The sequence below is a fragment of the Streptomyces sp. GL_141 genome (assembly GCF_057834385.1).
This window is the reverse complement of sequence record NZ_CM174402.1, coordinates 7,419,813-7,444,842: the sequence shown is the minus strand read 5'-3', so window position 1 is coordinate 7,444,842 and position 25,030 is coordinate 7,419,813. Positions and strand designations below refer to the sequence as shown.

Sequence of the window (25,030 nt, the reverse complement as noted above, 5' to 3'; positions counted from 1 at the left end):
TCCCGGGCCGCATCCGCCGCTGGCGGCGCCCGGGCGAGGTGCGTGCCGGATGCGGGCGTGCCACGCTGGCGGAACCCTGCGTACCGCCGGGTACACGCGACCGGGTGCGGTCCCCGGATCCGGCCGCCCGGACGAACGGGGCTCGCCGTGCCACGAGGAACGCACCCCCGGTCCCCGCGCCGGCGCACGGCCGCCGGATGCGCGGCCCTCCTGCTCGTGGCCCTGGCCCTGGCCCCTGGCACGGCCGCCGGAGCCACGTCGCCCACGCCCTCCGACAGCAGCGGCACCGACAGCAGCGGCACCGACCCGCTCGACCCCCGGATCACGGAGATCATGCGGAAGCCGGGGTACCGCAACGCCCAGTGGGGCCTGCTCCAGGTCGACCCGGAGAGCGGTCGGACCATCCACAGCCGGTTCCCCGATCAGCTCTTCATCCCGGGATCCACGGCCAAGCTGTTCAGCGTCTCCGGCGCCTGGCACGCCCTCGGCGCCGACCACCGCTTCGTGACCCCGCTCTACGCGGTGGGCGAGCGGCGCGGCGCCACCCTGACCGGCGACCTCGCCCTGGTCGCCCAGGGCGACCTGACCATGGGCGGCAGGACCCGCCCCGACGGTACGGTCGCCTTCACCGACCTCGACCACACCTACGCCGACGACGTCCCCGGTGCCACGCTCACCCCACAGAACCCGCTCGCCGGGATCGACCTCCTCGCGCGCCAGGTGCGCGACTCCGGCATCACCCGCATCGACGGGAACGTGATCGTCGACGACCGGCTCTTCCGGCCCGAGCCGGTCCTCGTCCCCACCCCGACCCCGCTGATCCTCAACGACAACCTCATCGACCTGACGACCACCCCCGGCGACCGCGCCGACGCGCCCGCCCGGCTGGACTGGCGGCCGAAGGTCGCCCCGTACCGGGTCACTTCGACGGTGAAGACCGTGGCGGCGGGCAAGCCGACGGCCGTCACGGTGACGGCCTCGGACGACGGCACCCGGATCCGGCTGTCCGGGACGATCGCGGCGGGGGCCGCGCCGGTGCTGAAGGTCTCCCCCATCGCCGACCCGTCGGCCTTCGGCCGGACCGCGCTGATCGAGGCCCTCGAACGGGCCGGGGTGGACGTGACCGCGGATCCGGTGGGCGGGAACCCGGTGGGCCGGCTGCCCGCCGGGTACGGGGGCCGGGCGCGGGTGGCCGCGTACACCTCGCCGCCCTTCGCCGAGTACGCCGAGCTCATCCTCAAGGTGAGCCACAACCTGGGCGCCAACCTCGGCATGTGCCTGATGGCGGTCACCACCGGCAGCCGCGCGTGCATGGACGGCTTCCCCGTCCTCGCCTCCTTCCTGGACCAGGCCAAGGTCGACCGTGCGCAGGTCCAGCTCCTGGACGGGCGGGGCGGCAACCCCGTCGACCGGTCCACGCCGCGGGCGGAGATCCAGATGCTGACGTACTGGCTGCGCTCGCCCGAGGCGCGCCGCTTCCGCGAGGCCCTGCCGATCCTGGGGGTCGACGGCCTGCTGGCCGAGAACTGCCGCACCTGCCCCGCGCGCGGGAAGGTGTTCGCCAAGACCGGCGCCGCCGTCGGCCTGGACGCGCTCAACGACCGCCTGGGCATCGGCGCCATCACCATCGCCGGCTACCTGGACAAGGGCGACGGGACCTTCGACGTGTTCTACGCGGGCGTCACCGGCGCCTCGACCCCGACGACCGACCCGAGCGGCATCCTGGACATCGCCAACGACGTCGCCATGATCGCCGCCCACCTCCAGGAGGCGACCGCGGCGCCTGTCAAGTAACGAATAGCCGGGTCTACGGCCTCGGGCCGCCTCCGGGCACGGTGGAAAGCGACCGTCCTGCACCCCACAGGAGCGCCGCGCCATCCGGACCGGAGGCAGACCGCCATGACCGACATCGCCATCACCGGACTCGGCTGCCGCTTTCCCGGCGCCCCCGACGTACTCGGCTACTGGAACCTCCTGCTGAGCGGGGCACGGCAGTTCTCCGCCGTGCCGGGGGACCGCTGGAACCTTGGGACCCTCCACGCCCCCGGCGACCGATCGGCCCCCCATGCCGCCACCGCCCCTACGGACCAGGTCGCCTTCCTGGACTCCGTGGACCGCTTCGACGCCCTGCACTACGGGGTGCCGCCCGCCCGCGCACGGGCCATGGACCCGCGGCACCGGCTGCTCCTCGACGTCAGCCGCGAGGCCCTCGACGACGCCGGGATGGGCCGCGGCGACTTCGACCGGGAGAACACCGGGGTCTTCTTCGGGCTGTCGGCGCCGGACCACAAGGACCTCGTGACGGGCCACGGGCGCACCCTCGCCCCGGCCGGCACGGCGGACCCCGCGGACGGCGGCGGCTTCCCGGAGGCCCTCAGGGCGCCGGCCGGCCCCTGCGGCACCGCCGAGGCCCTCGCCCTGCCCGGGAGCCCGCTCGGCACGGCCTCCGGCACGGTCAGCCGCCAGTTCGACCTGGGCGGACCCGGCGTCACCATCGACGCCGCCGGCTCCGGCTCGCTCGTCGCCCTCGACACCGCGATGGCCCACCTGCGTCAGGGCAGCTACCGGATCGCCCTCGTCGGCGGCGTGTACCTCAGCCTCACCCCCGACGACCTGCTCCGCTTCTCCCGGCTCCGCGCCCTGTCCGCCGCCGGGGTGTGCCGCCCCTTCGACGCGGAGGCCGACGGGTTCGTCCTCGGCGAGGGCGCCGGTGTCGTCGTCCTGCGGCCCCTCGCCGACGCGCTCGCCTCCGGCGACCGCGTCTACGCGGTGATCAAGGGCATCGGCTCGGCCAACGACGGCGCCTCCCCCGGCCCCCTGGTCCCCACCGCCGAAGGCCGGCTCCGCGCCATGCGCCGGGCCTACGAGGACGCCGGGGTCGCCCCGTCCTCCGTGGGCTTCCTGGAGGCCCACGGCAGCGGCACCGCCGCCGGGGACCGCGCCGAGGCGGAAGCGCTGCGCCGGCTGCGCACCGAGTACCCCGACGACGACCCGGCCCTGTGCTACCTGGCCTCGGGCAAGGCCCTGATCGGGCACTCCCGGTCCGCGGCGGGCATCGCGGGACTGATCAAGACAGCCCTGGTGGTCCACCACCGCACGGTCGTCCCGCAGCCGGCCACCACCCCCCACCCCGACCTGGGCCTCTCCGCCGCCGGCCTGCGCTTCGCCGACACCGCGCGGCCCTTTCCGGGCGGCGGCGCCCCTCGACGTGCCGCCGTCAGCTCGTTCGGCTCCGGCGGCACCCACGTCCACGTGGTGCTGGAGGAGCGCCCCGAACCGGTCCGCGCCCGGTTTCCGGAGCACGCCCGGTTTCCGGATCGCGCCGCGGACACCGGGAGCACCGGAGGCGCCGAAGGCACCGGGCAGCCCCAGCTCCTCTTCCTCTCGGCCGGAAGCCCCGAGCTGCTGGACCGGCACATCGGCGCGGTACTCGACGTACTCGACGCGGCGGACCGTACGCCGCTGGCGGCCGTGGCCCACACCCTAGGCGCACGGGCTCCGCTGTCGGCCCGGCTCGCGATCGTGGCCACCGGCACGGCCGGGTTCCTGCGGCGCCTGCGCCGCGCACGTGAGCAGCTGCTCGCGGGAGCCCGGGGCGACCTCGGCGAGGGCGCGTTCGCCGCCGACGCCCCGCTGCCGGCCGCGCAGCGCCGTACCGCCTTCCTCTTCCCCGGCCAGGGCAGTCAGCGGCCGGGCATGATGCGGGACCTGTACGCACGGTTCCCCGCCTACCGCTCGGCCGTCTGCGTCCTCAGCGCCGTGGCCCGCGCCGACCTCGGCTTCGACCTGGCCGACCTGCTGTACGGCGAGGCCTCCGGGGCCCCCTCGGCCCATGCGTCCCGCGCGGCCCGCGCCTCCCGCGCGTCCGACGCCTCCCCCGCGTTCCCCGTGGACAACGGGGAGCTCGGGCGCGGGCTCGCCGCCACCGAGACGTGCCAGCCGCTGCTCGGCACCGTCCAGATCGCCGCCACCCGGGTCCTCGCCGACTGCGGGATCACCCCGGACCTCGCCCTGGGGCACAGTGCCGGAGAGTTCGCGGCCGCCGCCGCGGCCGGAGCGCTGACGAGCGTGGACGCCGTCCGGCTGCTGGTGCACCGGGGCGCCGCCCTGCGCCGGGCCGAGACCGGGCTCCGGGGCGGGATGCTCGCGGTGCGGACCGACAAGGAGACCTGCCGCCGGCTCGCCGACGGCATCGACGACGTGTGGCTCGCCTGCTTCGACGAACCGCGGCAGGTCGTGGTCGGTGGCACCCCGGAGGGTCTCGCCGCCCTGCGGGAGGTCTGCGCCGGTGCCGGGGTCGTCACGGCGGCCCTCGACGTGTCGAACGCCGTCCACTCGCCTCGGCTGGCCCGCGCCGAGGAGGCCGTGCGCTCGGGCCTCGCCACCCGCCGCATCGGCATCCCCACCGTGCCGTTCGTCTCGTCCGTGAACGCGGAGGTCTGCCTCGACCCCGACCGGCTGCGCGCCCTGTGGGTCCGGCACGCGTCCGTACCGGTCCGCTTCGGCGACGCCGTCCGCACCGCCTACGACCAGGGGGCCCGCGTCTTCCTCCAGGTGACCGGCGGCAGCTCGCTCCTCACCTCGGTACGCCGCAACCTCACCGACCGCGGCGACGTCCACGTCGTCCCCGTCACCGGGGAGGTGCCCGACGACGGTCACGCCTTCGTGCTGGCGCTCGCCCGGCTCGCGGTCCTGGGCGCCCCGGTCGACCCGCGCGCGCTGGTCCCCGCGGAGGAGCGCCGGCTGCTGGACCTGCCGGTGGCCAAGCTCGACGGCCGGTCCTCCCGGGTCCCGGCCCGCCGCGTCGCGAAGGAGACCTCACCCAGCGCGTCGGCCACCCCGGCCCCGGGGGAACCGGTCCCCGCCCCTGCGGCTCCGGCGGCCACCGCCCCGGCCGGATGACCCCGTGGCCCGCGTCCTCGCACGCCCGGGCACGGGACGGCACTGCGTTGGTGCTCCTTGCCGCGCCGGACGATGCTTGTCAGTGGAGCCCCTGGCCAGCGAAGGCGAGATGAGCGGCGATGGAGCAACTTCCCACCCCTCCCGGTGAGCGGCAGGCCCGGACCACGCACGCCTCCCCGGGGGCGGCGTACACGGCCACCGCCACCGTCAGCGAGCAGGGCATCGTGACCGGGTGGAGCGAGGAGGCCCGCCGGCTGCTCGGCTACGCGCCTTCGGAGGTCGTGGGGCTGCCCGCCGCGGATCTGCTCGCGGACCGGTCAGCCGGATCCGGCGGTACGGACACCGCGGCGCCCCCCGTCGCGCCCGGGCAGGAGCGGTGGAGCGGCACCGTCCCGCTGCGCCACCGTGACGGCCGACGGCTGGACGCGGGACTGCTCGCGCACCGCAGGGCGGCCGCCGGCGGAACGGCCGAGTGGTTCGTGATGTCCGCCGTGACGGGGGCGCCCGGGGCCTCCTGGGACGGGCCCCTGGGCGAATGGGCCTTCGACCGGTCCCCCTGCGTCCTGGCGGTCTTCGACGAGGACCTGCGGCTGGTGCGGGCGAACGCGGGCATGCACCGCGCGCTCTCCCTCACGGAGGCCGAGATGCACGGGCTGCGCCTGTCGGAGATCGCCCCCGACCCGGTGAGCGAGGAGACCGAGCGGGGAATGCGCCGGGTGCTGGAGACCGGCGAACCGCAGTCCGTGGACGGCTTCGTCCGGCCGCCCGGCGCGGGCGCGGCGCACGGCTGGGCGACCTCGCTGGCCCCCGTACCGGGTCCGGACGGCCGGGTGCGGGCCGTGTACCTGGCCGCGCACGACAAGGCCGCGGGAGACACCGCCCCGCGGCAGGCGCTCCCGCCGACCCTCGCCGGCGCCCGGACCGGAGGCACCGGCTCCGGCACCGGCACCGGCACGAGCACCAGTCCGGACAGTGCCCGTACCGTGCAGGACCTGGCCGATGCCGCCGTCCCCCGGCTCGCCGACCTGGCGATCGTCGACCTGCTGGAGCCCTCCCTCCGCGGCGAGGGACCGGCCCGGAGTCCCGGGACGGGTGCCCGCACGCTGTCCCGCAGTGCCGTGCGGTCGGTCCTCGGCGGGAGCCGGGAGTCCCGGTTCGCGGTCGGGGAGACGATCGTCTACCCGGCGCTGTCGCCCCCGGCGGAATGTCTGGCCGCAGGGCGGGGCGCCGTGTACGGGACCGCCGACCCGGCCGTCGCCCGGTGGGTCGCGCAGGATCCCGCGGCCGGCTGGATCGGCGAGTACGGGACCCATTCGATGATGCTGGTGCCGCTGCGCGACGGCGGCACCACCCTGGGCCTGGCCGTCTTCAGCCGTCACCAGAACCAGGAGCCCTTCGACCCGGAGGACCTGCGGCTGGCCGAGGAGCTCACGGCCAGGGCGGCCACCGGCATCCACCGTGCGCGCCGGACCGCCCGGGAGCACACCAGCACCATGACGCTGCAGCGCAGCCTGCTCCCCCACACGCTGCCCGTGCAGTCGGCGCTGGAGATCGCCTCGCGCTATCTGCCGGCCGCGGGCGAGGCCGGTGTGGGCGGCGACTGGTTCGACGTGATCCCGCTGTCCGGCGCCCGGGTGGCCCTGGTCGTGGGCGATGTCGTCGGCCACGGCATGCGCGCCTCCGCCACCATGGGCCGGCTGCGCACCGCGGTGCGCACCCTGGCCGACGTCGACCTGCCGCCGGACGAGCTGCTCACCCACCTCGACGACCTGATCATCCACCTGGCGGCGGACGAGACGGGCGGGGAGGCGGCCGGGGGCATCGGCACCACCTGTCTGTACGTGGTGTACGACCCGGTGACCCGCCGGTGCACCGCCGCCCGGGCCGGTCATCCCCCGCCCGCCGTGGTCTCCCCGGAGGGTTCCGCGTACCTGCTCGACGTCCCGGCGGGGCCGCCGCTGGGCCTCGGGGGCCTGCCCTTCGAGACCGTCGAGGTCGAACTTCCCGAGGGCAGCCTCCTCGCGCTGTACACCGACGGGCTCCTGCAGGCCCGCGACCACGACATCGACGAGGCCCTGGACAGCATGCTCGCGGCCCTGATCCGGCCCGCCTCCACCCTGGACACCGTCTGCGACCGGGTGCTGACGGCTCTGCTCACCCACCGTCCCGACGACGACGTGGCCCTGCTCGTCGCCCGGACCCGGGCCCTGCACACCGACAAGGTCGCCGTCTGGGACCTGCCCTCCGACCCTTCCCTGGTCTCGCAGGCCCGCCGCAACGCCACCGATCAGCTGACGGTCTGGGGGCTCGACGAGGCCGCCTTCGTCACCGAGCTCGTGGTCAGCGAACTGGTCACCAACGCCATCCGCTACGGCGAGCCGCCCGTACAGCTCCGGCTGATCCACGAGGGCACCACGCTGATCTGCGAGGTCTCGGACGCGAGCGGTACCGCCCCGCACATGCGGCGTGCCCGGATCTTCGACGAGGGCGGGCGCGGCCTGCTGCTGGTCGCGCAGCTCACCCAGCGCTGGGGCACCCGGCACACCCTCTTCGGCAAGACCATCTGGGCCGAGCAGTCCCTCGTAGGGTTCTGAGGACCTTCTCCCCTTCCCTGTGACACGCCCGTGACAGACGACGGACACGCTGATGAACTCCCACCGACAAGCTCTTTAACACGGACATACACCCACATTCGTGGATATGTCCTCTGCTTTCAAAGGTGCGAGCAGCCGTGATGACCGATCCGAAGTTCCGGAGGAAGTCCCATGAGCCTCACCCTGGTCGCGCCCCACGCCGAAGCCCCCGCCGCCGTCCTCGCCCCGCGCGAGCAGGAGGCCCTGCGTCACATCGCCGCCGGGTGCACCTACATGCAGACGGCCCGCTCGATGGGACTCTCCAAGCACACGGTCGACGCCTACCTGCGCCGCATCCGGGCCAAGCTGAACATCAACACCACGGCGGAGATGACCCGCCTGGCCATCTCCCTGGGACTGTGAACACCGGCCGGGCCCAGTCCGGGGGCTCCCTGGGCGGCGCCCCGCTCCCCGGCTCCGCGGTCTGCGGAGCCGTCGCCCGGGAGGGTGCGGTGACGGTGGTGGCCGCACGGAGCGCCGCCACGAATTCCAGGCAGGAGTCGTAACGGTCCTCCGGAACCTTCGCCAGAGCCTTCTCCAGTACGGCGCCGGCCGCCGGCGCGATATCGGGCCGCTTCTCCGTCAGGGGAGGCGGCTTGTCGTACTGGTGCGCCCACAGCAGCGCGGGGGCGTCGTCCCGGACGAAGGGCGGCCCGCCGGTGAGGGACTCGTAGACGACACAGCCGAGGCTGTACACGTCGCACCTGCCGTCGACCGGGCGCCCGGAGATCTGTTCCGGTGCCATGTAGTCGACCGTGCCGACGAACTCGCCCGCCGTGGTGAACCCGGTGAGCGCCAGCGATTTCTTCGTCAGTCCGAAGTCCGTGAGGTAGATGTGCTCCGGGTGCTCGCTGTCGGTGCCCTCGGCCACCAGGATGTTGGCGGGTTTGACGTCCCGGTGCACCAGATCGTGCTCATGGGCCGCGTCGAGCGCGGACGCCACCTGCGCGGCGATGCGCAGCGCGGTCGGGACGGGCAGGGGGCCGTCCCGGTCCAGCAGGATCCGCAGGTCCGGCCCGGCGACGTAGCGCATGGCGATGTAGAGGACCCCGTCGGTCTCGCCGGCTTCGAAGACCGGCACGATGTGCGGGTGCTCGATCCTGGCGGCGACCCGGGATTCGTGGGCGAAGCGGCGCCGGAAGACCTCGTCGCGGACGCGCTCCGGGGCGATCAGCTTGAGCGCGACCGTACGGTCCAGGCGCAGGTCCTTGGCCTCGTAGACGACGGCCATGCCGCCCCGGCCGATGATCCGCTCGATCCGGTAGCCGGCGATCTGCCTCCCGATCAGGCCGGAGGCACGGCCCGTATAAAGGCCCCGGTTCGCTGCCGTGCCCATCAGGCGCCTCCCGCGGCAAGTCTATCCAGTGGTCCCCGCGCACGCCCGTGGGGCGAGCGGTGCGCTCGCCCCACGGGCCGGGCTCCCCGGCCGGCGCCGGTCAGAGGCCGCGGCGGCCGTGCCGGGCGACCGCGGAGATCCAGAGCATCGCCGTGACGGCTCCGACGGCCAGGGTCAGGGTGCCGGCCCGGCCGCCGCTCATCGCCCAGCCGTTGCCGAGCAGGAGGGCGGTACCGGCGACCCGGGAGGCGAGCGCGTACGGGCGGTTCCCGGCGCGGCCGAAGTGGCGGCCCAGGACGTAGCAGGCGGCGATCAGCGAGGTGAAGGTGACCGACCCGGCGGCGAAGTGGGCGTAGCTGTGCCAGGTGAGCGTGGCGGCCTCGGCGGCGGGGGCTCCCGCGGGGAAGCCGTCCACCGGGTCCATGACGAAGGCTCCCGCGGCGATCATGCCGATGCCGCCGATCCGGACCAGCCGTGGCGCCCAGGTGCCTCCCGGGGTGCCGCGCAGGGCCCTGCGCAGGCCGCTCGCCCCGAGGACGAGGAGGGTTCCGGCGAGCAGGAAGTTGGTGATCTGGAGCCAGCCGAGGCTGCCGTTGCTCAGTGCGCTCAGCGGGTGGCGGGTGATGTCGAAGCCCTCACGGGTCGCGGCCTGGGTCAGGGAGACGACCGCCCACAGCGGGGAGGCCACGACCGCGCAGGTGAGGAGCGAGCGCGTGGCGGCGGTGGTGGAGGAGCGGGTGGCGGAGGAGACGGTGGTGGCGGTGGGGGCCTGGGTGCTCATGGCGGGTACCTCTCGGGTTCGTCGTATGCGGCTCTCGTTCGGTTCTCGCTGATACGTCGAACCAGAAAAGTGACGGGGAATGGGCGCGTTCCCTGTCACATCGCCGGTTCGACGTGTAGGCAAGGTGCGGGCAGCAGCTCGGCACCACGAGACGAGGAGTCCCCATGCGCTACCTGATGACGACGAGGCCTTCCGACACCGCCCCCGACGAGCGGCTGTTCGCCGAGATGGGCAAGTTCATCGAGGAGCTGACCGCGGCCGGCGTGCTGCTGGCCACGGGCGGGCTGGAGCCGGGCGGCATCCTGGTGGCCTCCTCCGGCGAGGAGATCACCGTGACGGACGGGCCGTTCGCCGAGGCCAAGGAGGCCGTGGCCGGTTTCGCGCTGATCGAGGTCCGGTCCCGGGAAGAGGCGATCGAGCTGGCCCGCCGCTTCCGCAGGATCGTCGGCGACGGCGAGAGCGTGGTCCAGCAGGTCTTCGGCCCCTGATCCGTGCCGGACACCTCGCGGACGATCGACGCGGTCTGGAAGCTCGAATCGGCCAAGATCATCGCCACGCTGACGCGCATGGTGCACGATGTCGGCCTGGCCGAGGAACTGGCCCAGGACGCGCTCGTCGCCGCGCTCGAACAGTGGCCAGGCGCCGGGGTCCCGGACAACCCCGGCGCCTGGCTGACGACCACGGCCAAACGGCGGGCGGTCGACCACATCCGGCGCTCCCGGGTGCTGACGGACAAGCAGGAACAGCTCGCCCACGCGCTGGAAGGGCATCAGGAGCGGCAGGAGCCGCAGGAGCCCGAACAGGACGACGTCCTGCGGCTGATGTTCCTCTCCTGCCACCCCGTGCTGCCGACCGAGGCCCGTGCGGCGCTCACGCTCCGGCTGCTGGGCGGTCTGACGGCCGAGGAGATCGCACGGGCCTTCCTCGTCACGGCGGCCGTCGTCACCCGGCGCATCGCCACGGCCAAGCGCACCCTGGCCGAGCACCGCGTGCCCTTCGACCTGCCGGAGGAGTCGGAGCTGCCCGAGCGGCTGTCCTCGGTGCTGGAGGTCATCTACCTGATCTTCAACGAGGGTTACTCGGCCACCTCCGGCGACGATCTGATGCGCCCCGGGCTCTGCCTCGAAGCACTCCGGCTGGGCCGGCTGCTGGCCGAACTGGCCCCCCGGGAGGCCGAGGTGCACGCCCTGGTCGCACTGATGGAGATCCAGGCCTCCCGTTCCGCGGCGCGCACCGGGCCCTCGGGCGAGCCCGTCCAGCTCCACGAGCAGAACCGGGGGCGCTGGGACCAGCTGCTCGTCCGCCGCGGGTTCACCGCGATGCTGCGCGCGCGGGAGGCCGGCGGGGCCCCCGGCCCGTACATGCTGCAAGCGGCGATCGCCGTGTGCCATGCGCAGGCGCGCGCCGCCGAGGAGACCGACTGGGCGCAGATCGCGACCCTGTACGGGGCCTTGGCCCGGCTGCTGCCGACGGCGGTGGTCCGCCTCAACCGGGCGGTGGCGGTCGGGATGGCGTACGGGCCGCAGGCGGGCCTCGATCTGGTCGACTCCCTGGTCGCCGATCCCGTCCTGCGCGACTACCACCTCCTCCCCAGCGTCCGGGGAGACCTGCTGCTGCGCCTGGGCCGCGGCCCGGAGGCGCGGCAGGAGTTCCTCCGGGCGGCGGCCCTCGCCAGGAACGCCGCCGAGCGCGCCTTCCTGCACCGGCGCGCGCGGGAGGTACCGGCCACCGGCAGCCCGGGACCGGGCCCGACCCTCGGCGGGGCCGCGGCCGGGTTCCTGGGCCGGGCGGATCTGGACGCCGCGACGGTCCGCTCGTACGGCCAGACCCTGCGGCGGCTGCGCCTGGACCTCGGCGACGGCACACCGCTGTCCCGGCTGACGGCCGAGGAGGTGGCGCGGGTGTGCGCGGCCGCCTGGGGCGGTGCGGCGGCCACGACCTGGAACCGGCACCGCTCGGCCGTACGGTCCTTCGGCGCCTGGGCCGGCCTGGACGAGCTCGCGGCCGGGCTGGAGCGGCGCGCCGAAACCCGCCCGCGGGCGTCCGCCCTGGGGCCCGCGCAGCTCGACGCACTGTGGAGCGACCCCGAAGTACCGCTGCGGGAGCGGACGTTGTGGCGGCTCCTGTACGAATCGGCGGCGGGGGTGACGACCGTCCTGTCCCTGAACGTGGAGGACCTGGACCTGGAGGACCGCCGGGCCCGCGCCGGCCGGACCTGGGTGAGCTGGCGCTCCGGGACGGCCCGGCTCCTGCCCGGGCTGCTGGCCGGCCGCACCCGGGGCCCGCTGTTCCTCTCCGACCGGCGGCCCGGACCGGCCCGGACCCCCGGGCCGGCCGACCTCTGCCCGGACACGGGCCGGCGCCGCCTGTCCTACGAGCGGGCCGAGCACCTCTTCAAGGAGGCCACCAGACCCCTGGACCCGGCGCACGAGGGCTACACCCTGCGCCGCCTCAAACCCGGCCCGGAAGGGACGGCCTAGCTGTTCTGTCCCGGGAGATTGTGGACGGGTGATGCAGGTCTCGGCTGAGGGATCTTGAACGGGTGAGGGCCTTCCGGGTTTGGTGTGGATTGCGACGTCTACACCGAACGACAGAAGGCCCTCATGCCCCACCGTAATGCACCCCTGACCGAGACCGGACGGTTGCGCCTTGCCCGCTGTGTGGTCGTGGACGGCTGGCCGCTTCGGCGGGCCGCCGAGCGTTTCCAGGTCTCGCCGACGACCGCCCAGCGGTGGGCCGACCGCTACCGCTCCCACGCTGAAGCAGGCATGAGCGACCGGTCCTCGCGCCCGCACCACAGCCCACGCCGGACCCCGACCCGCACTGAACGCCGGATCATCAAGGTCCGACTCACCCGGCGGTGGGGACCGGCCCGTATCGCCCACCTGCTGGGCCTGGTGCCCTCGACCGTCCACCGCGTGCTGACCCGGTTCGGGCTGGCCCGCCTGTCCCACCTGGACCGGGCCACCGGCCGTGTCATCCGCCGCTACGAACGCGCCAAGCCCGGCGAGCTCGTCCACGTGGACATCAAGAAGCTCGGCAACATCCCCGACGGCGGCGGCCACAAGACCCTCGGCCGCCAGGCCGGCCGCAGAAAGCGGCCCCGCCTGGGCTACAGCTACATCCACACCGCCGTCGACGACCACTCCCGCCTCGCCTACAGCGAGATCCTCACCGACGAGAAGAAGGAAACCGCGACCGCCTTCTGGCAGCGGGCACACGCCTACTTCACCAGCGTCGGGATCACCGTCGAGCGCGTCCTGACCGACAACGGCTCCTGCTACAAATCCCACCTCTGGCGGGACGCCCTGGCAGCAGCCGGGATCACCCACAAGCGAACCCGGCCCTACCGACCCCAGACCAATGGCAAGGTCGAACGCCTCAACCGCACCCTCGCCGAGGAGTGGGCCTACGCCCGCCCCTACCGCTCAGAGCAGGAACGACGCGACGCATTCCCCCGATGGCTCCACACCTACAATCACCACCGCGGACACACCGCACTCGCAGGCAAACCACCCGCCAGCCGCGTCCCCAACCTCACAGGGCAATACACCTAGCCCTCGGCCGCCAGCAGGGTGAGGATCCGGGCGAGTTGGGTTCGTACGGCTTCGTCGGCGATGGTGCCGTCCGCGGCGACCGTCCTGCGGTCCACCGGGATCCGTACGCAGGCCTCGTCCCTGATGTCGGCGCCGGTGTAGCCGAGGACGGTCCGCAGGGTGGCCTCCGCGCCCTGGCCGCGCCCGGGGGCCGCCGCGTTCACCCAGGCGACGGGCTTGTCGCAGATCTCGGTGCCGCCGACCGTCCAGTCCAGCAGGTTCTTGAAGGAACCGGGCAGGGTGCCGGCGTACTCCGGGGTGCAGATCAGGAGCCCGGCCGCCTCGGCGATCGCCGCGCGCAGCCGGGCCACGGGGCCCGGCAGCGGTGCGGCGTCGTCGTCGGGGTTGAAGTGCGGGAGGTCCGCCAGCCCCTCGTAGAAGACCGTCCGCACGCGTGCGGGGGCCACCGCTCGTGCGGTGCACAGGACGGTCTCGTTGGAGGAGCCTGCGCGCAGGCTCCCCGACAGCAGAAGGATCACAGGGAGCGTGGACATGTGCCCCAATGTAATGATCCGCCGCGGGGTCCGGCCGCCGGGGTCAGCCGAAGCGGCCCTGGACGTAGTCCGAGGTGCGCGGGTCGGCGGGGGCGGAGAACATGGCCTCCGTGGGTCCGTGTTCCACGATCTGGCCGGGCGTGCCCTGTTCCGCGAGGAAGAAGGCGCACTGGTCGGAAACCCGGGCCGCCTGCTGCATGTTGTGCGTCACGATCACGATGGTGACCTCGTCGGCCAGCTCGCGGACGGTCTCCTCGATGCGGCGCGTGGACGTGGGGTCCAGGGCCGAGCAGGGTTCGTCCATCAGCAGGATCCGCGGCCGGACCGCGAGGGAGCGGGCGATGCACAGGCGCTGCTGCTGGCCGCCGGAGAGCGCGCCGCCCGGCTGGCGGAGCCGGTCCTGGACCTCCTTCCACAGCCCGGCCTTGGTCAGGCACTCCTCGACCAGGGCGTCCTTCTCGGCTCCCGAGGCGCGGATGCCCGTCAGCTTGAGGCCCGCCGTGACGTTGTCGTAGACCGACATCGCCGGGAAGGGGTTCGGCTTCTGGAAGACCATGCCGATCCGGCGGCGGGCGTCGGTGAGGCGGCGGCCGCGGGCGTAGACGTCCTCGCCGTCGAGCAGGACCTCACCGGCCAGTTCGGCGCCCGGGATCAGCTCGTGCATCCGGTTCAGGATCCGCAGGAAGGTGGACTTCCCGCAGCCCGAGGGACCGATCAGGGCCGTGACCTGGCCGCCCGGCATCGTCAGGGAGACGCGGTTGAGGACCTTGCGGCCGCCGAACCACGCCGAGACGTCCCGGGCGTCGAGGGTGGACGCTCCCGTTGCGGGGAGCGCGGGGAGGGGGAGCGTCTGCGTCGTCATCACGGCCTCGTTCACAGGAGGTTGGGCAGGAGGAGGGCGGCCTGGTCGGCGACCGCCAGGCCGAGGGCGGCCAGCACCGGGAAGCCGACCAGCCAGGTGTGCGCGCGGCCCCAGCGGATCCGCGCCCAGGCCAGGGCCGCCGCGGCGAGCAGCAGGGCCTGCGCCCACAGCACCAGCGGGAACCAGGCCGAGGTCTGGCTGCCGAGGGGGGCCTCGTCCGCGGCCAGCCGTCCCGGGGTGCGGCCGCCGGACTGCTGTACGGGCGTGGTGAGTTCGGCGTCGACGTGGACCACGCCGTCCGGCACGTACGGGGTCCCGTCCGCGGTCATCAGGGTGAGCAGGGCCGCGTCACCGGTCGGCCGGGCCGGCTGCGGGTCGCCCGCGCGGCGCACGCCCAGCACCTTGTACGTGTGCTCGCCCTGGCCGGTGACGACCAGGAAGGTCTCCCCGCGCGCCAGGTCGGCGATGTGGGCGAAGGGGCCGCCGTAGCCCGCCTGGCGGCCCATGAGGATGCTCGTGCCGGGCTGGCCGGGCAGGACCGTGTCGCGCCGGTGGCCGGGCCCGGAGGCCAGCACCCCGGAGGTGGTCGCCTCGCGGACCACCTCGCGGAGCCCGATCTGCGGGATCTCCAGCAGGGCGACGGGGGTGCCGGGGGTGGTCGGGCCCAGCGGCGCGGTGGCGTTGGCGAGCCCTTCCCGCAGCTGCGCGTACCCCACCCGGCGGTCCCGCTCGTGGCGCAGGTGCCCGAGCGGGCCCACTTCCGCGACGAAGCCGAGGAGCAGGGCGCCCAGGATGGCCAGGGCCGCGCCGGTGGCCCACAGGCCGGGTGGGCCCGTACGCCCCGCCGGGGCCCCGGGGGCTCCGGCGGGGTCGGGGCGCACGTCCACCGGCGGGGCGGAGGTGGCTGTCATCGTGTCTTCTCCGAATGCGGAAGCGGATGCTGCGGGAACGCGGATGCCGCGGGAACGCGTGTGACGCGGGGATGCGTGTGCCGCGGGGATGCGGATGCCGCGGTCAGTTGCCCGCGAAGGTCAGCAGGCCGCGGCGGCGGGCCCACCAGACGAGCGCGCCGCCGGTGACGACGAGGCTTCCGGAGAGCAGGCCGACCGTGGTGGCGTCGGCGCCGGTGTTGGCCAGGCCGCCGCCGGAGCCGCCGGCGCCGCCGGAGGCTCCGCCCGAGACGTTGGTGGAGACGCCCACGCTGCTGCCGCCGCTCGTGGTCGTGCCCGTGGAGGCCGACGCGGACGGGGAGGCCGTCTCGGACGGGGTGGGCGTGGGGGACGCGGACTCCGAGGGGGTCGGGGTCGGAGTCGGGGTGGCGGTCGGGGTCGGGGTGGGCGTCGCGGTGGGGGTCGGGGTGGGAGTGGGGGTCGGGGTGGGCGTCGGCGTCGGGTTGCCCGTCCCCGGGTCCGTGGTCTGGTACTCGGTGTTGGAGGTGAACCACAGGGAGGCCGCGAACGTCCCGTAGGTCTCCGTGCCGAAGGCCTTGCGGCACACGACGGTCAGGTCGTAGCGGCCTTCTAGGGTGGTGAAGCCGGCCTGGCTCGCGTAGTCCCGCATGGTCATCGTCAGCGGGACGTTGATGCCGCCCGACGGCGCCGGCGGGTACGTGGTGATGGGCGAGTTGCCGACCACGTTGAGGCCCTCGGCCGGGAAGCCCTTGCCGGCCACCGTGACCAGGACGTTCGTGGCGGGCTCCGGACAGGCGGCCGAGGTGGTCAGGTCGACGCTGCTGCCGTCGTTGCCGGTGGCGGGGTTGATCTTCGCCGTGCCGGCCGGGGCGGCGTGGGCCGCGGTCGGCACGGTCAGGGCCAGGCCCACGAGGGCGGCGGCGGCCGCAGTCGCGGCGCCTGCCGCGGATCGCCGGCTGAGGCGGGTGAACTGCACGATGGGCTCCTTCTTGGCGTTCTGGCGTTCGTTCGTATCGATGGGGTCGCGGGTGGCACGCCGGCGGGCCGACACGGCGGCCGCGGCCCGGGCCAGGCGCCTGCGGCGCCACACCCACAGCCCGCCCCCGGTGATCACGAGGACCATCGCGAGCAGCGCCCACGGGACCGTCCACAGCGACACCGAGCGGGTCAGGGACGGAAGTTTGGGGTCCACGCCGTCGCGGGCGGCGACCGGCTGGACGGAGACGACGGCGGAGGACCGCAGCACCTGCGCGACCCCGTCGGCCTTGGCGGTGATCTTCAGCGAGGTGCCGGGCAGCAGGTCGCCGAGGTCCTTCACGCCGTCCGCGGTGACGGAGGTGCCGAACAGGCCGTTGACGCGTACGGCCTGCCGGGCGCCGAGCCGCACGTTGCCCGTGTTGCTCAGGGTGTAGGTGACGGTCGCCGAGCCCTCGGAGAAGGGGTTCGCGGATCCTTCGTACGAGGCGGCGACCTGCTGGACCTCCAGGCGCGGGGTGAGGGTCCCGGCGGCGCGGATGTAGACGCGGGCGCCGACCCGCTGGTCGAGCTTGACCTTGTTGCCCTGGCTGTCCTGGGCTCCGGCGGCGAGCGAGGCGACGATGCCGCCGGTGTGGTCCCCGGGGGTGACCTCGCGGGGGACGGTGACGGTGAAGGGGACGACGACGTTGCCCTTGGGCGGGACGGTGACCTTGTCCTTCTCCAGCTTGATCCAGCTGCCCGCGTCCTTCGGGGCCTGGCCGGCCGGGAGCAGGTCGAAGCCGCCGTCGAGGGTGTTGACCGCGTCGCTCGCGTAGACGGCGAGGGTGAGCGGCTCCTCGCCGTAGTTCCAGATGGCGATCTGGTCGCGCGTGGTGGCTCCGCCGGTGACCCCGTAGGAGAAGTGGGGCCGGGCGTCGGGCCCCTTCGGCCCGGCGGGCTGCACGCCGAAGGTTGACTTGCGGTCCTCGCCGGGAGCGGCCGGGGCCGAGGTCGCGGCCCGGGCCGGCGCCGTGGAGACCAGCGCGAGCAGGGCGAGGAGGAGGGCGAGGAGCGGGGCGGCCGCGGCCGGCGCGCCGGGGCGGCGGCCGCGCCGGGCGGCGGGGGCGGTGGGGTTCATGGCTCGGGCGTCCGATCCAGGGGAAGGGGTGCGGTGGGTCCAGGCGTCAGGGGCGGGCCGGAGCGGGCCGCGGGAAGGCGGGGTCCGCTCCGGCCCGGAGCTCATGCCTGGATCAGATGGCGGTGAGCGTGAGGGTGGCGGAGTACGTACCGGCGACCGTGGACGTCGGGACGTTCAGCGCCAGGTCGGCGGTGACGTGCGCGGTACCGAGACCGGTGCCGTTGGCGAGGGTGCGGGCGGACTTGAGGCCCGCCGTGCCCGAGTCGCCGGTGGCCGCACCGTGCGCGGCGGGGACGGCGGAACCGGGCGTCACCGTCTGCGCGGGCGCCTTGTCGACGAGCTTGGGGCTCCAGCCCAGGTTCTGGCCGTTGATGGCGTGGGTGGCACCGTCGGAGAAGTCGGTGACCTGGCCGCTGACGGTCCAGCCCGGGTTGCCGGCGCGGGTGTCGGTGAGGGTGACCGGGTTGATGGAGCCGGCCGTGGTCAGCAGGTCCCCGTCGGAGTTGAGCACCGGCGAGGGCAGGGTGACCTGCGGGTTGGCGACGCTGATGGCCAGCGCGCCCGAGTTGACGGTGGTGGTGATCGTCTCGGAGGCCGAGACACCGGCGAAGGCGCCCACCACGTACGGGATCGCGCCCGAGTCGGAGCCCAGGAAGGCACCGGCGTCGGCCGGGACGAACACGGCGGTGAAGGAGTGGTCGCCCACCGGGAGGCTGCTGGTGTTCAGCACCGCGGTGCCGTTCGCGACCGGGACGGTGCCCAGCGTGACGGTGGAGCCGCCGACGGTGTCGGTGAACTTCACCGCGCCCGCCGCGCCCGCGGGGGTGACCGTACCGGTCAGGGTCACCGGGCTGAACTGCGGCGCGGTGCCGGCCGGGGAGACGGCCAGGGCGGTGGTGGTGGCGGTGGCCGCAGCGGCCGTGACCACGTAGGAGACGGCGGCGGAGGCCGAGCCGTTGTAGGAGGCGCTCGCCGGCGTGAAGACGGCCGTCAGGTTGTGCGTACCGGCGGTCAGGTTGGACGTGGTGAGCGCCGCGGTGCCGTTGTTCACGGTGACCGGGGTGCCCAGGTCGGCCGCGCCGTCCTTGAACTGGACGGTGCCGCCGGCGCCGGCCGGGGTGACGCCCGCGGTCAGGGTGACCGGGGTGCCCGCCTGCGCGGGACCGGCCGGGGTGACCGCGAGGGAGGTGACGGTGTCGGTCTTCACCGCCGGGTCGGTGTTCTGGTACGTGGTGTTCGAGGTGAACCAGATCGCGCCCGTGTAGTCGCCGAGGCTGGTGCCGTTGAAGGCGGTCCGGCAGATCACGGTGAAGTCGTACTTGCCCTGGAGGGTGGTGAAGCCCGCCTGGCTGGCGTAGTCCCGCATCGTGGAGGTGAGCGGGATGACCATGCCGCCGTTGGCGGCGGTCGGGTAGGTCGCGATGGGCGAGTTGCCGACCACGTTCAGACCCTCGGCCGGGAAGCCGGAACCCGCCACCGTGACCAGCACGTTGGTGGCATTGGCCGGGCAGGCCGCCGAGGTGGTGAACGCGATGCCGGACGTGTCCGCGCCGGTCGCCGGGTTGATCTCGATCGTTCCGATCGGGGCGGCGTACGCGGCGCCCGCTCCGGCCAGACCCGCGGCGAAGGCGGTGGTCACGGCGGCGACCCCCAGGGCCATGGTCCGCATAACTCTGTTCTTCAACACAACGTCTCCAGAATGTGAAGCTCGGGCGGCGATCAGGGTCACGGGGTCTGCTTGGTGGTGTCGCCACAGTTCGGGCTGGTGGCGAAGCCGTACGTGTTGATCACCGAGGTCTGCTTGCAGATCTCGGAGTTGGCGCCGACGAAGACGGTGCTCCACGGAGCCGTGGCCACCTTGTTGGTCGGGATCACGTTGTAGACGTCGCGCTTCACGCCGAACCCGCTGTTGAGGACGGTGGGCGAGGTCCCGTCGACCGTGCCGAGGATGGCGCGGCCGCGCAGGTCCGCGATCGTCTGCGAGGACTGCGACTGGTACTGGGCGATGGAGAACGGCACGATCGACTTGTCGTCGAGGAGGCGGCCGTCGTGCTCCTGCACCGGGGTGGTGCCCTTCTTGTCCTTGATGCAGGGGTAGATGCCGGCGACGACGTCGGCGTCCGTGATCCCCATCTGGGACTCCCAGAAGCCGCGGGTGCCCGAGCCGGCCTGCGGCAGGTAGACCGTCATGGCGTAGTTGGGACCCGTGCCCACGTAGTTCGGGTCGCAGTGGTAGATCGCCTTCAGGTCGGTCAGCGTCAGCTTGCGCGGGATCGCCGAGCCGGGGGTGATGGCGTAGGTGACGCCGTCGACCGCGAAGGGCACGTAGGTCAGGCCCGGGGCCGCCGCCGCCAGGTTCAGCGAGGAGGAACGGGCGAAGTCCAGACAGCCGTTGCCCGCCTGGAGCGAGGTGAGCAGCGCGGAGCGGCCGGCGCCCGAGCCGTTCGGGCGGGCCATGGTGCAGTTCGCGTTGACCGCCGGGTCCTTGGTGGTGATGTTGGCGGAGCCGGTGGAGTCGTAGGAGCCGATGACCTTCTGGCCGTTCACGGTGATGGCCGCGGCCAGACCGTTCATGACGTCCTGGGTGGTGTCGGAGCCGACGCCGGAGAGCTGGCGGTACGGCGGCGGGCCCGACGGGTCGGCGGCGGCGAGGCCGGCGCCCGCGATGGTGGCCGCGAGAGCGAAGGCCGAGACGCCGAAGGCGATTTTCTTCTTGTTCACTTGGGATGACCCCTCAGCTAGGCTGCGCCCGGGGTGGTGCCCGGCGCGCGTGGGATGAAGTTCCGTTGGCGCGGATTGGTCAGACGGTCGTCGCCGGGCACCACCTCCTCTCGTCGTACGGAGCCGGGACGGGAGCGGATTCAGTCCTGGTCCGGCGGGCTCCAGTCCCTCGGGCCGGTCTTCTTGTGCGTCGCCCAGTCCGCCGGCAGGTCCGCGGGCCCGCCGGACGCGACGGCCGCTCCCCCCGCGGCCCCCCGCAGCGACCGCAGCCAGAGCAGGGCCCCGGGCAGGAAGCGCGGGAGCAGCGGTCCCGCGAAGGCCGCGAGCGCCCCGACCACGAGGCAGATCAGCAGGACGTTGCGGATGGCTCCGACGACCCAGTCCGGGGTGGTTCCCGCCGCCTGGGCGGCCGGGGAGCCCGAGGTGCCGGTGGCGCCCGTGGCACCCGCGGCGCCGGTGGCCGCCGCGGAGGCGCTGGGTGAGGCCGCCGCGGGGCCGGGTGCGGCCGCGCCGCCCGCCGCGGAGCCGGCGCCCGCCGCCGAGGCTCCGGAGGCGGAGGTCCCCGTACCGGCCGAGCCGGATCCGCCGGCGACCGCCGCGCCGCCCGTGCCGGACGATGTGCCGCCCGCGGTGCCCGGCGCCGGGGCCGTCGGGGCCGAGGGCTCCGGCGTGGGCGTCGGCTTCTTGCCCGCCTCGGTGCTCACCCGCTGCGCCGCCGCCCGGGTCTGGGCGCGCAGGGCCTCCGGCAGCGGGGCGTAGCCGTGCGGCAGGCTGCCCGCGGACACGCCGGGGGTCTGCCCCTGGGCGGCCGCGTAGGCCAGCATGGCGCCGTAGTCCTTGCCCTCCGCCTCGGTGAGGTCGGCGGGCACGGTGGCGGCGTAGGTGAGGACGGTGAGCGGGTACGCCGCCGGGTCCGCGGCCGCCGGGTCGGGAGAGCTGACCCCGTCGGCCCCGGCCTTGCGGGCGCTCGCGGCGGCGATCAGGGCGGCCGGCTCGGGGGCGACGAACGAGCCGCCCGCGTTGAGGAGTTCGGCGCGCACCAGGCCGTAGCGGTCGGCGGTCGCGGTGTCGGTGACGGCGAGCACGGCGCGCGAACCGGCGAGCTGCGGCGGGTCCTTCTTGTACGAGGGCGGGGTGGCCGTGGCGTCCCAGGAGGTACGGGCCAGGGTGTCCCCGCGGCTCGCGGCGCGCGCGGCGGCGTGCATGTCGGTGGCGTAGGGGTGTTTGTCCTGGATGCAGAGCGGGGACTCGGGGTGCTCCACGGGGAACGCCTGGCAGTACGGGTCGCTCTTGGGGAAGGTGTCCAACGGCACGGACAGCCCCCGGTAGTTCGGGTTCACGGCCATGCCGGCGTAGGCGGTGTCCCCGTGCGCGCCCGTGTTGTCGGGCGTGCCGTCGAGGAACTCCCGCGCGGCCGGGTCCCGGGACACCCAGTCCCACAGCTGGCGGGTGGTGTCGGCGAGCGGCTGCGGGACCAGGGCGTCACCGAGCTTGCCGCCGAAGTCCAGTCCCGCGTAGGCGGGGTTGTGCTTCATGAACTCCGGGTCCCGGCCCAGGTTCACCGGGTTCTTCGCGGTGCTCTCGGCGAAGCGGGAGTTGCCGTCCTGGTAGGACTCGGTCAGCAGCTTCGCCACCAGCCTCGGGGTCAGCCGCAGGCTGCCGAGCCGGGTTCCGTTGCGGGCCTTGACCTCGTCGGGCGCCGCGAATCCGGCCTGGCTCTCGATGAAGAAGCCGATGGTGATGCCGGAGAGGGCCACGGGCGCGTAGACGGGTTTGCGCACGGGGTCGGCCGGCGCGGGCCGGCCGAGGAAGACCAGCCCGGGGGTGCCGGAGAGCAGTTTGACGCGGGCGGTCTCGTCGGGGACCTGGGCGTAGCCGTAGATGGCCTTGCCACCGGTCCGGCACAGGGCGGGCTGCCAGCGGGTGACGGCCTCGGCGGCCATCTCGCTGCCGATGGTGCCGCGTTCCTCGGCGCCGATCGGGCAGTAGCTGCCCAGGGGTTCGAAGCCGAGCGGGACGACGATGCGCTGCTTCCAGTTGGCCGGGCTGAGCGGGGAGGACTGGAGCTGTCCGCTGGACTGCGCGGTGTGCGGGCTGCCGTCGACCTCCTTCTCGCCGCGCGGGACGATCACCAGCCAGCACCCGCGTCCGCCGACGGCGCCCTGGGGGCCGGTGACCGCGGAGCCGCAGCCGAGGCCGGGGGCCTCGACGGTGGTCTGGGTCTCGAACCAGACCTCGCCGGCTCCGCGGGCGTTGGTGCGGGCGTACGGGACCTCGTTGGTGCTGTTGACGTCGTAGAACTCGTTCCAGTTGCCCGGGCTGACCGGGTCCCCGCCCACCGTGCGGAAGGGGGCGTACGAGATCCCGCTCGGGGTGGGGGGCGGCAGCGGCTCGCGTTCCGAATCCTGGAGGTTGGCGCCGTAGTTGAGCTGGCGGGTGTTGGTGTAGGCCCCGGCCTGGTTCCCCGCGCCCGCGCCGAGGGCGGAGGAACCGCCGAACTGGCACTGGTCGACGGCGGGGCCGGTGGGCTCGTCGCCCCAGCACTGCATGATCTGGAGGTAGTTGGCGCTGTAGGCGGTGTCGGACACGGTGGGCTTGCCGCCGGTCCAGGAGATCTTGACGACCTGGCCGACGAGGTTGCGGGTCTGGCCGACCGTCACCTTGAGGTCGGCGAACTCGCCGGACCCGGACACGGTGACCTCGGAACCCTCCCCGCCTGCCGCGTACGCGGCCTGCGGGCCGAGGCCGGCGGGCCCGGAGGTGGCGACCACGGGCAGCAGGACCAGGCAGAGCGAGCCGAAGAGCAGCCGGATCCGCCGCGTGCGGCGCGGGGTGCGGAGCCGGGTACCGGACGGCATGCCGAACGGGGTGCGCATCAGGACCCGCCTCCCGTGCGGCCGCGCCGAGCCAGGCGCCGGGTGAGCAGCGGCGGGGCGACCGTGACGGCCAGCAGGATCAGGGCGCCGAGCACCATCAGGACGGTCTGCAGGGTCCCGCCGATGCCGGTCGAGGTGGTGACGGGGATCCCGAACAGGTCGGCCGCGCCGGCCGCGAGGGGCTGTCCGGTGACGGGGTCCACTCCCCCGGTGGCCGTACCGTCGCCGCCCGTGGCCTCACCCGTACCGCCGGTGGCGGCTCCCGCGCCGCTCGCGCCGTCGGCACCGCCCGTGCCGCCCGAGGCCGCGGAGCCGCCCGTGGCTCCGCCGGAGCCCGTGCCGCCCGTGCCACCCGTGGCAGCGCCGCCCGTGCCGCCCGTACCACCGCCGGAGGCAGCGGCGCCGCCGGAGGCCGCCCCGCCGCCACCGGAACCACCGGTCTGCGTCGGGGTCTTGTTGCCGCCGGTGCCGGTCTCGCACTGGGTGGCGCCCTGCTTGTCGCAGGCGGCGGGCATCGGGGCGGTCTCGGCCAGGGTGTTCCTGCCGTCGGGCGAGAAGGTGGGGTTGCGGCAGTTCTTGATGTCGATGTTCGCCACGGTCACCCCGGGGATGCGGCGCACCTGCTCCAGCCCCGCCTGGACGAGGTTGATGGGGAGCGGCGAGTAGCCGAGCCGGTCGACGGAGCGCTGCCCCTCGCAGAGGAAGTAGTAGGCGAAGGCGCCGAGCGCCTTGCCCTTCTGCGGGTTGAAGTTCGATTCCTGCGCCGTCGGGATGATCATGTAGCTGTAGCTGGAGAGCGGGTAGGTGCGATGGTCGGCCCCCGCGTAGACCCCTTCCAGCTTCTGCGTGAGGTCGACGGGGTCGATCTCCGCCTTGCCGAGGGACACGGCGACGTTCTGGGCGGTGGGCTCGGTGTAGTAGCCCGACTTGTTGAGGACCTTGACGACCGGGAAGCCCGTCGTGGAGACCGCGTAGGAGTACTCCACGTACGTGATGGTGCCGATGTTGCCCTCTTGGGCCACGTAGCCGGAGACGCCGTTGGAGCCGGACTGGCCGACGAACCCGCGGCCCGCGATGGTGGGGAAGTTGGAGGTCTGGCCGCAGGGGGTGGAGCGGCCGGCCTTGCCGCAGTAGGCGTCCCACAGGGCCCCGTGCTCCGTGCTCATCCACTTGGTCAGCTGGGCCGTCGTGCCCGAGCCGTCGGAGCGGACGACGGGGACGATCTTGCGGGCGGGGAGGGAGGCCGCGAGGCCGGGGTTGTCGGCCTTGATCGCCGGGTCGCTCCACGTGGTGATCACGCCGGTGAAGATCTTGGCCACGACCTCGCCGGAGAGGCGGAGGTTGGTGACCCGGCGGTTGCCGATCTTGAGGTTGTACATGAAGGCCGTGCCGCCCGCGACGATCGGCATGTAGGCGAACTTCCGCGCGGGCGGCGGGTCGACGACCCCCGAGTCCTTGATCCCGTAGGGGATCTCGGAGACCGCGAAGTCGACGGTGCCGTTGCGGAACTGGTTGCGGCCGTCGGACGATCCCGTACCGCTGTAGTTGACCGTCATGCCGTACTGCTTGACGTTGGCCCGCCACTGGTCGAGGGCGTTCTGGCTCCAGGTGGAACCCGCGCCGGAGACCGGTACGTAGCTCTCGGCGGCGGCCGGCACCGCACCGGGGAGCACGGCGGCCAGCGCCGCCAGGACCAGCGCGAGTCCGCGGACGCGGAGGCGGCCGCGCCGGTCGGGTGTGCGGCCGCCCGAAGGGGCACGCACCGGGTGTGCCGGGGGTCGTCCGGGCATGGGTAACTCTCCTGATCGGTCACAGATCGTACG

Annotated in this window: 17 protein-coding genes; 7 read left to right on the top strand and 10 right to left on the bottom strand. The window is 74.0% G+C overall.

The window, feature by feature from the left end; genetic code table 11:
* Positions 1 to 147: 147 nt before the first annotated feature.
* The 4 genes from dacB to AC3IX6_RS33185 all read left to right on the top strand — a co-directional run bounded on the left by dacB (position 148) and on the right by AC3IX6_RS33185 (position 7,898).
* Positions 148 to 1,794: a D-alanyl-D-alanine carboxypeptidase/D-alanyl-D-alanine endopeptidase gene (gene dacB / locus AC3IX6_RS33200; protein ID WP_489366981.1), complete on the top strand. Its 1,647-nt coding sequence runs from the start codon at positions 148 to 150 to the stop codon at positions 1,792 to 1,794.
* 105 nt (positions 1,795 to 1,899) lie between these two features.
* Complete coding sequence (locus AC3IX6_RS33195; protein ID WP_489366980.1) at positions 1,900 to 4,902, top strand: type I polyketide synthase; 3,003 nt, start codon at positions 1,900 to 1,902, stop codon at positions 4,900 to 4,902.
* 119 nt (positions 4,903 to 5,021) lie between these two features.
* Positions 5,022 to 7,496 (top strand): SpoIIE family protein phosphatase, encoded by a 2,475-nt coding sequence (locus AC3IX6_RS33190; RefSeq protein ID WP_489366979.1) that lies wholly within the window; start codon positions 5,022 to 5,024, stop codon positions 7,494 to 7,496.
* Positions 7,497 to 7,667: 171 nt separating this feature from the next.
* Positions 7,668 to 7,898: a response regulator transcription factor gene (locus tag AC3IX6_RS33185; RefSeq protein WP_489366978.1), complete on the top strand. Its 231-nt coding sequence runs from the start codon at positions 7,668 to 7,670 to the stop codon at positions 7,896 to 7,898.
* Here the strand turns inward: AC3IX6_RS33185 and AC3IX6_RS33180 are convergent.
* Complete coding sequence (locus AC3IX6_RS33180) at positions 7,849 to 8,871, bottom strand: serine/threonine-protein kinase (RefSeq protein WP_489366977.1); 1,023 nt, start codon at positions 8,869 to 8,871, stop codon at positions 7,849 to 7,851. The two genes, AC3IX6_RS33185 and AC3IX6_RS33180, sit on opposite strands and share 50 nt — an antisense overlap.
* A gap of 100 nt (positions 8,872 to 8,971) precedes the next feature.
* On the bottom strand, positions 8,972 to 9,652 hold the full coding sequence (locus AC3IX6_RS33175) for a DUF998 domain-containing protein (protein ID WP_489366976.1): 681 nt from the start codon (positions 9,650 to 9,652) through the stop codon (positions 8,972 to 8,974).
* Positions 9,653 to 9,816: 164 nt separating this feature from the next.
* On the opposite strand from AC3IX6_RS33175, the gene AC3IX6_RS33170 reads away from it, so the two are divergent.
* The 3 genes from AC3IX6_RS33170 to AC3IX6_RS33160 all read left to right on the top strand — a co-directional run bounded on the left by AC3IX6_RS33170 (position 9,817) and on the right by AC3IX6_RS33160 (position 13,209).
* Positions 9,817 to 10,140 carry a YciI family protein gene (locus AC3IX6_RS33170; RefSeq protein WP_489366975.1) on the top strand — a complete coding sequence of 108 codons (324 nt, stop codon included), beginning with the start codon at positions 9,817 to 9,819 and terminating at the stop codon, positions 10,138 to 10,140.
* A 3-nt stretch (positions 10,141 to 10,143) separates the two neighbouring features.
* Entirely contained in the window at positions 10,144 to 12,132 is a 1,989-nt protein-coding gene (locus tag AC3IX6_RS33165) for a sigma-70 family RNA polymerase sigma factor (protein ID WP_489366974.1), read from the top strand.
* Positions 12,133 to 12,255: 123 nt separating this feature from the next.
* Entirely contained in the window at positions 12,256 to 13,209 is a 954-nt protein-coding gene (locus tag AC3IX6_RS33160; protein ID WP_489366900.1) for an IS481 family transposase, read from the top strand.
* On the opposite strand, the gene AC3IX6_RS33155 is transcribed toward AC3IX6_RS33160, so the two are convergent.
* The 8 genes from AC3IX6_RS33155 to AC3IX6_RS33120 form a co-directional block, all read right to left on the bottom strand.
* On the bottom strand, positions 13,206 to 13,742 hold the full coding sequence (locus AC3IX6_RS33155) for an NADPH-dependent FMN reductase (RefSeq protein WP_489366973.1): 537 nt from the start codon (positions 13,740 to 13,742) through the stop codon (positions 13,206 to 13,208). The two genes, AC3IX6_RS33160 and AC3IX6_RS33155, sit on opposite strands and share 4 nt — an antisense overlap.
* 43 nt (positions 13,743 to 13,785) lie before the next feature.
* Positions 13,786 to 14,604 (bottom strand): phosphate ABC transporter ATP-binding protein, encoded by an 819-nt coding sequence (locus tag AC3IX6_RS33150; protein ID WP_489366972.1) that lies wholly within the window; start codon positions 14,602 to 14,604, stop codon positions 13,786 to 13,788.
* Positions 14,605 to 14,615: 11 nt separating this feature from the next.
* Positions 14,616 to 15,515, bottom strand: a complete 900-nt coding sequence (locus tag AC3IX6_RS33145; protein WP_489366971.1) for a sortase — start codon at positions 15,513 to 15,515, stop codon at positions 14,616 to 14,618.
* A gap of 103 nt (positions 15,516 to 15,618) precedes the next feature.
* Entirely contained in the window at positions 15,619 to 17,610 is a 1,992-nt protein-coding gene (locus AC3IX6_RS33140) for a hypothetical protein (RefSeq protein ID WP_489366970.1), read from the bottom strand.
* A 112-nt stretch (positions 17,611 to 17,722) separates the two neighbouring features.
* Positions 17,723 to 19,294, bottom strand: coding sequence for an Ig-like domain-containing protein (locus AC3IX6_RS33135; protein WP_489366969.1), 1,572 nt, complete (start codon positions 19,292 to 19,294; stop codon positions 17,723 to 17,725).
* A 41-nt stretch (positions 19,295 to 19,335) separates the two neighbouring features.
* Complete coding sequence (locus AC3IX6_RS33130; RefSeq protein WP_489366968.1) at positions 19,336 to 20,331, bottom strand: hypothetical protein; 996 nt, start codon at positions 20,329 to 20,331, stop codon at positions 19,336 to 19,338.
* A 140-nt stretch (positions 20,332 to 20,471) separates the two neighbouring features.
* Entirely contained in the window at positions 20,472 to 23,207 is a 2,736-nt protein-coding gene (locus AC3IX6_RS33125) for a hypothetical protein (protein WP_489366967.1), read from the bottom strand.
* Positions 23,207 to 24,997, bottom strand: coding sequence for a phosphate ABC transporter substrate-binding protein PstS (locus tag AC3IX6_RS33120; protein ID WP_489366966.1), 1,791 nt, complete (start codon positions 24,995 to 24,997; stop codon positions 23,207 to 23,209). The genes AC3IX6_RS33125 and AC3IX6_RS33120 overlap by 1 nt, the downstream gene beginning before the upstream one ends.
* Positions 24,998 to 25,030: the final 33 nt, after the last annotated feature.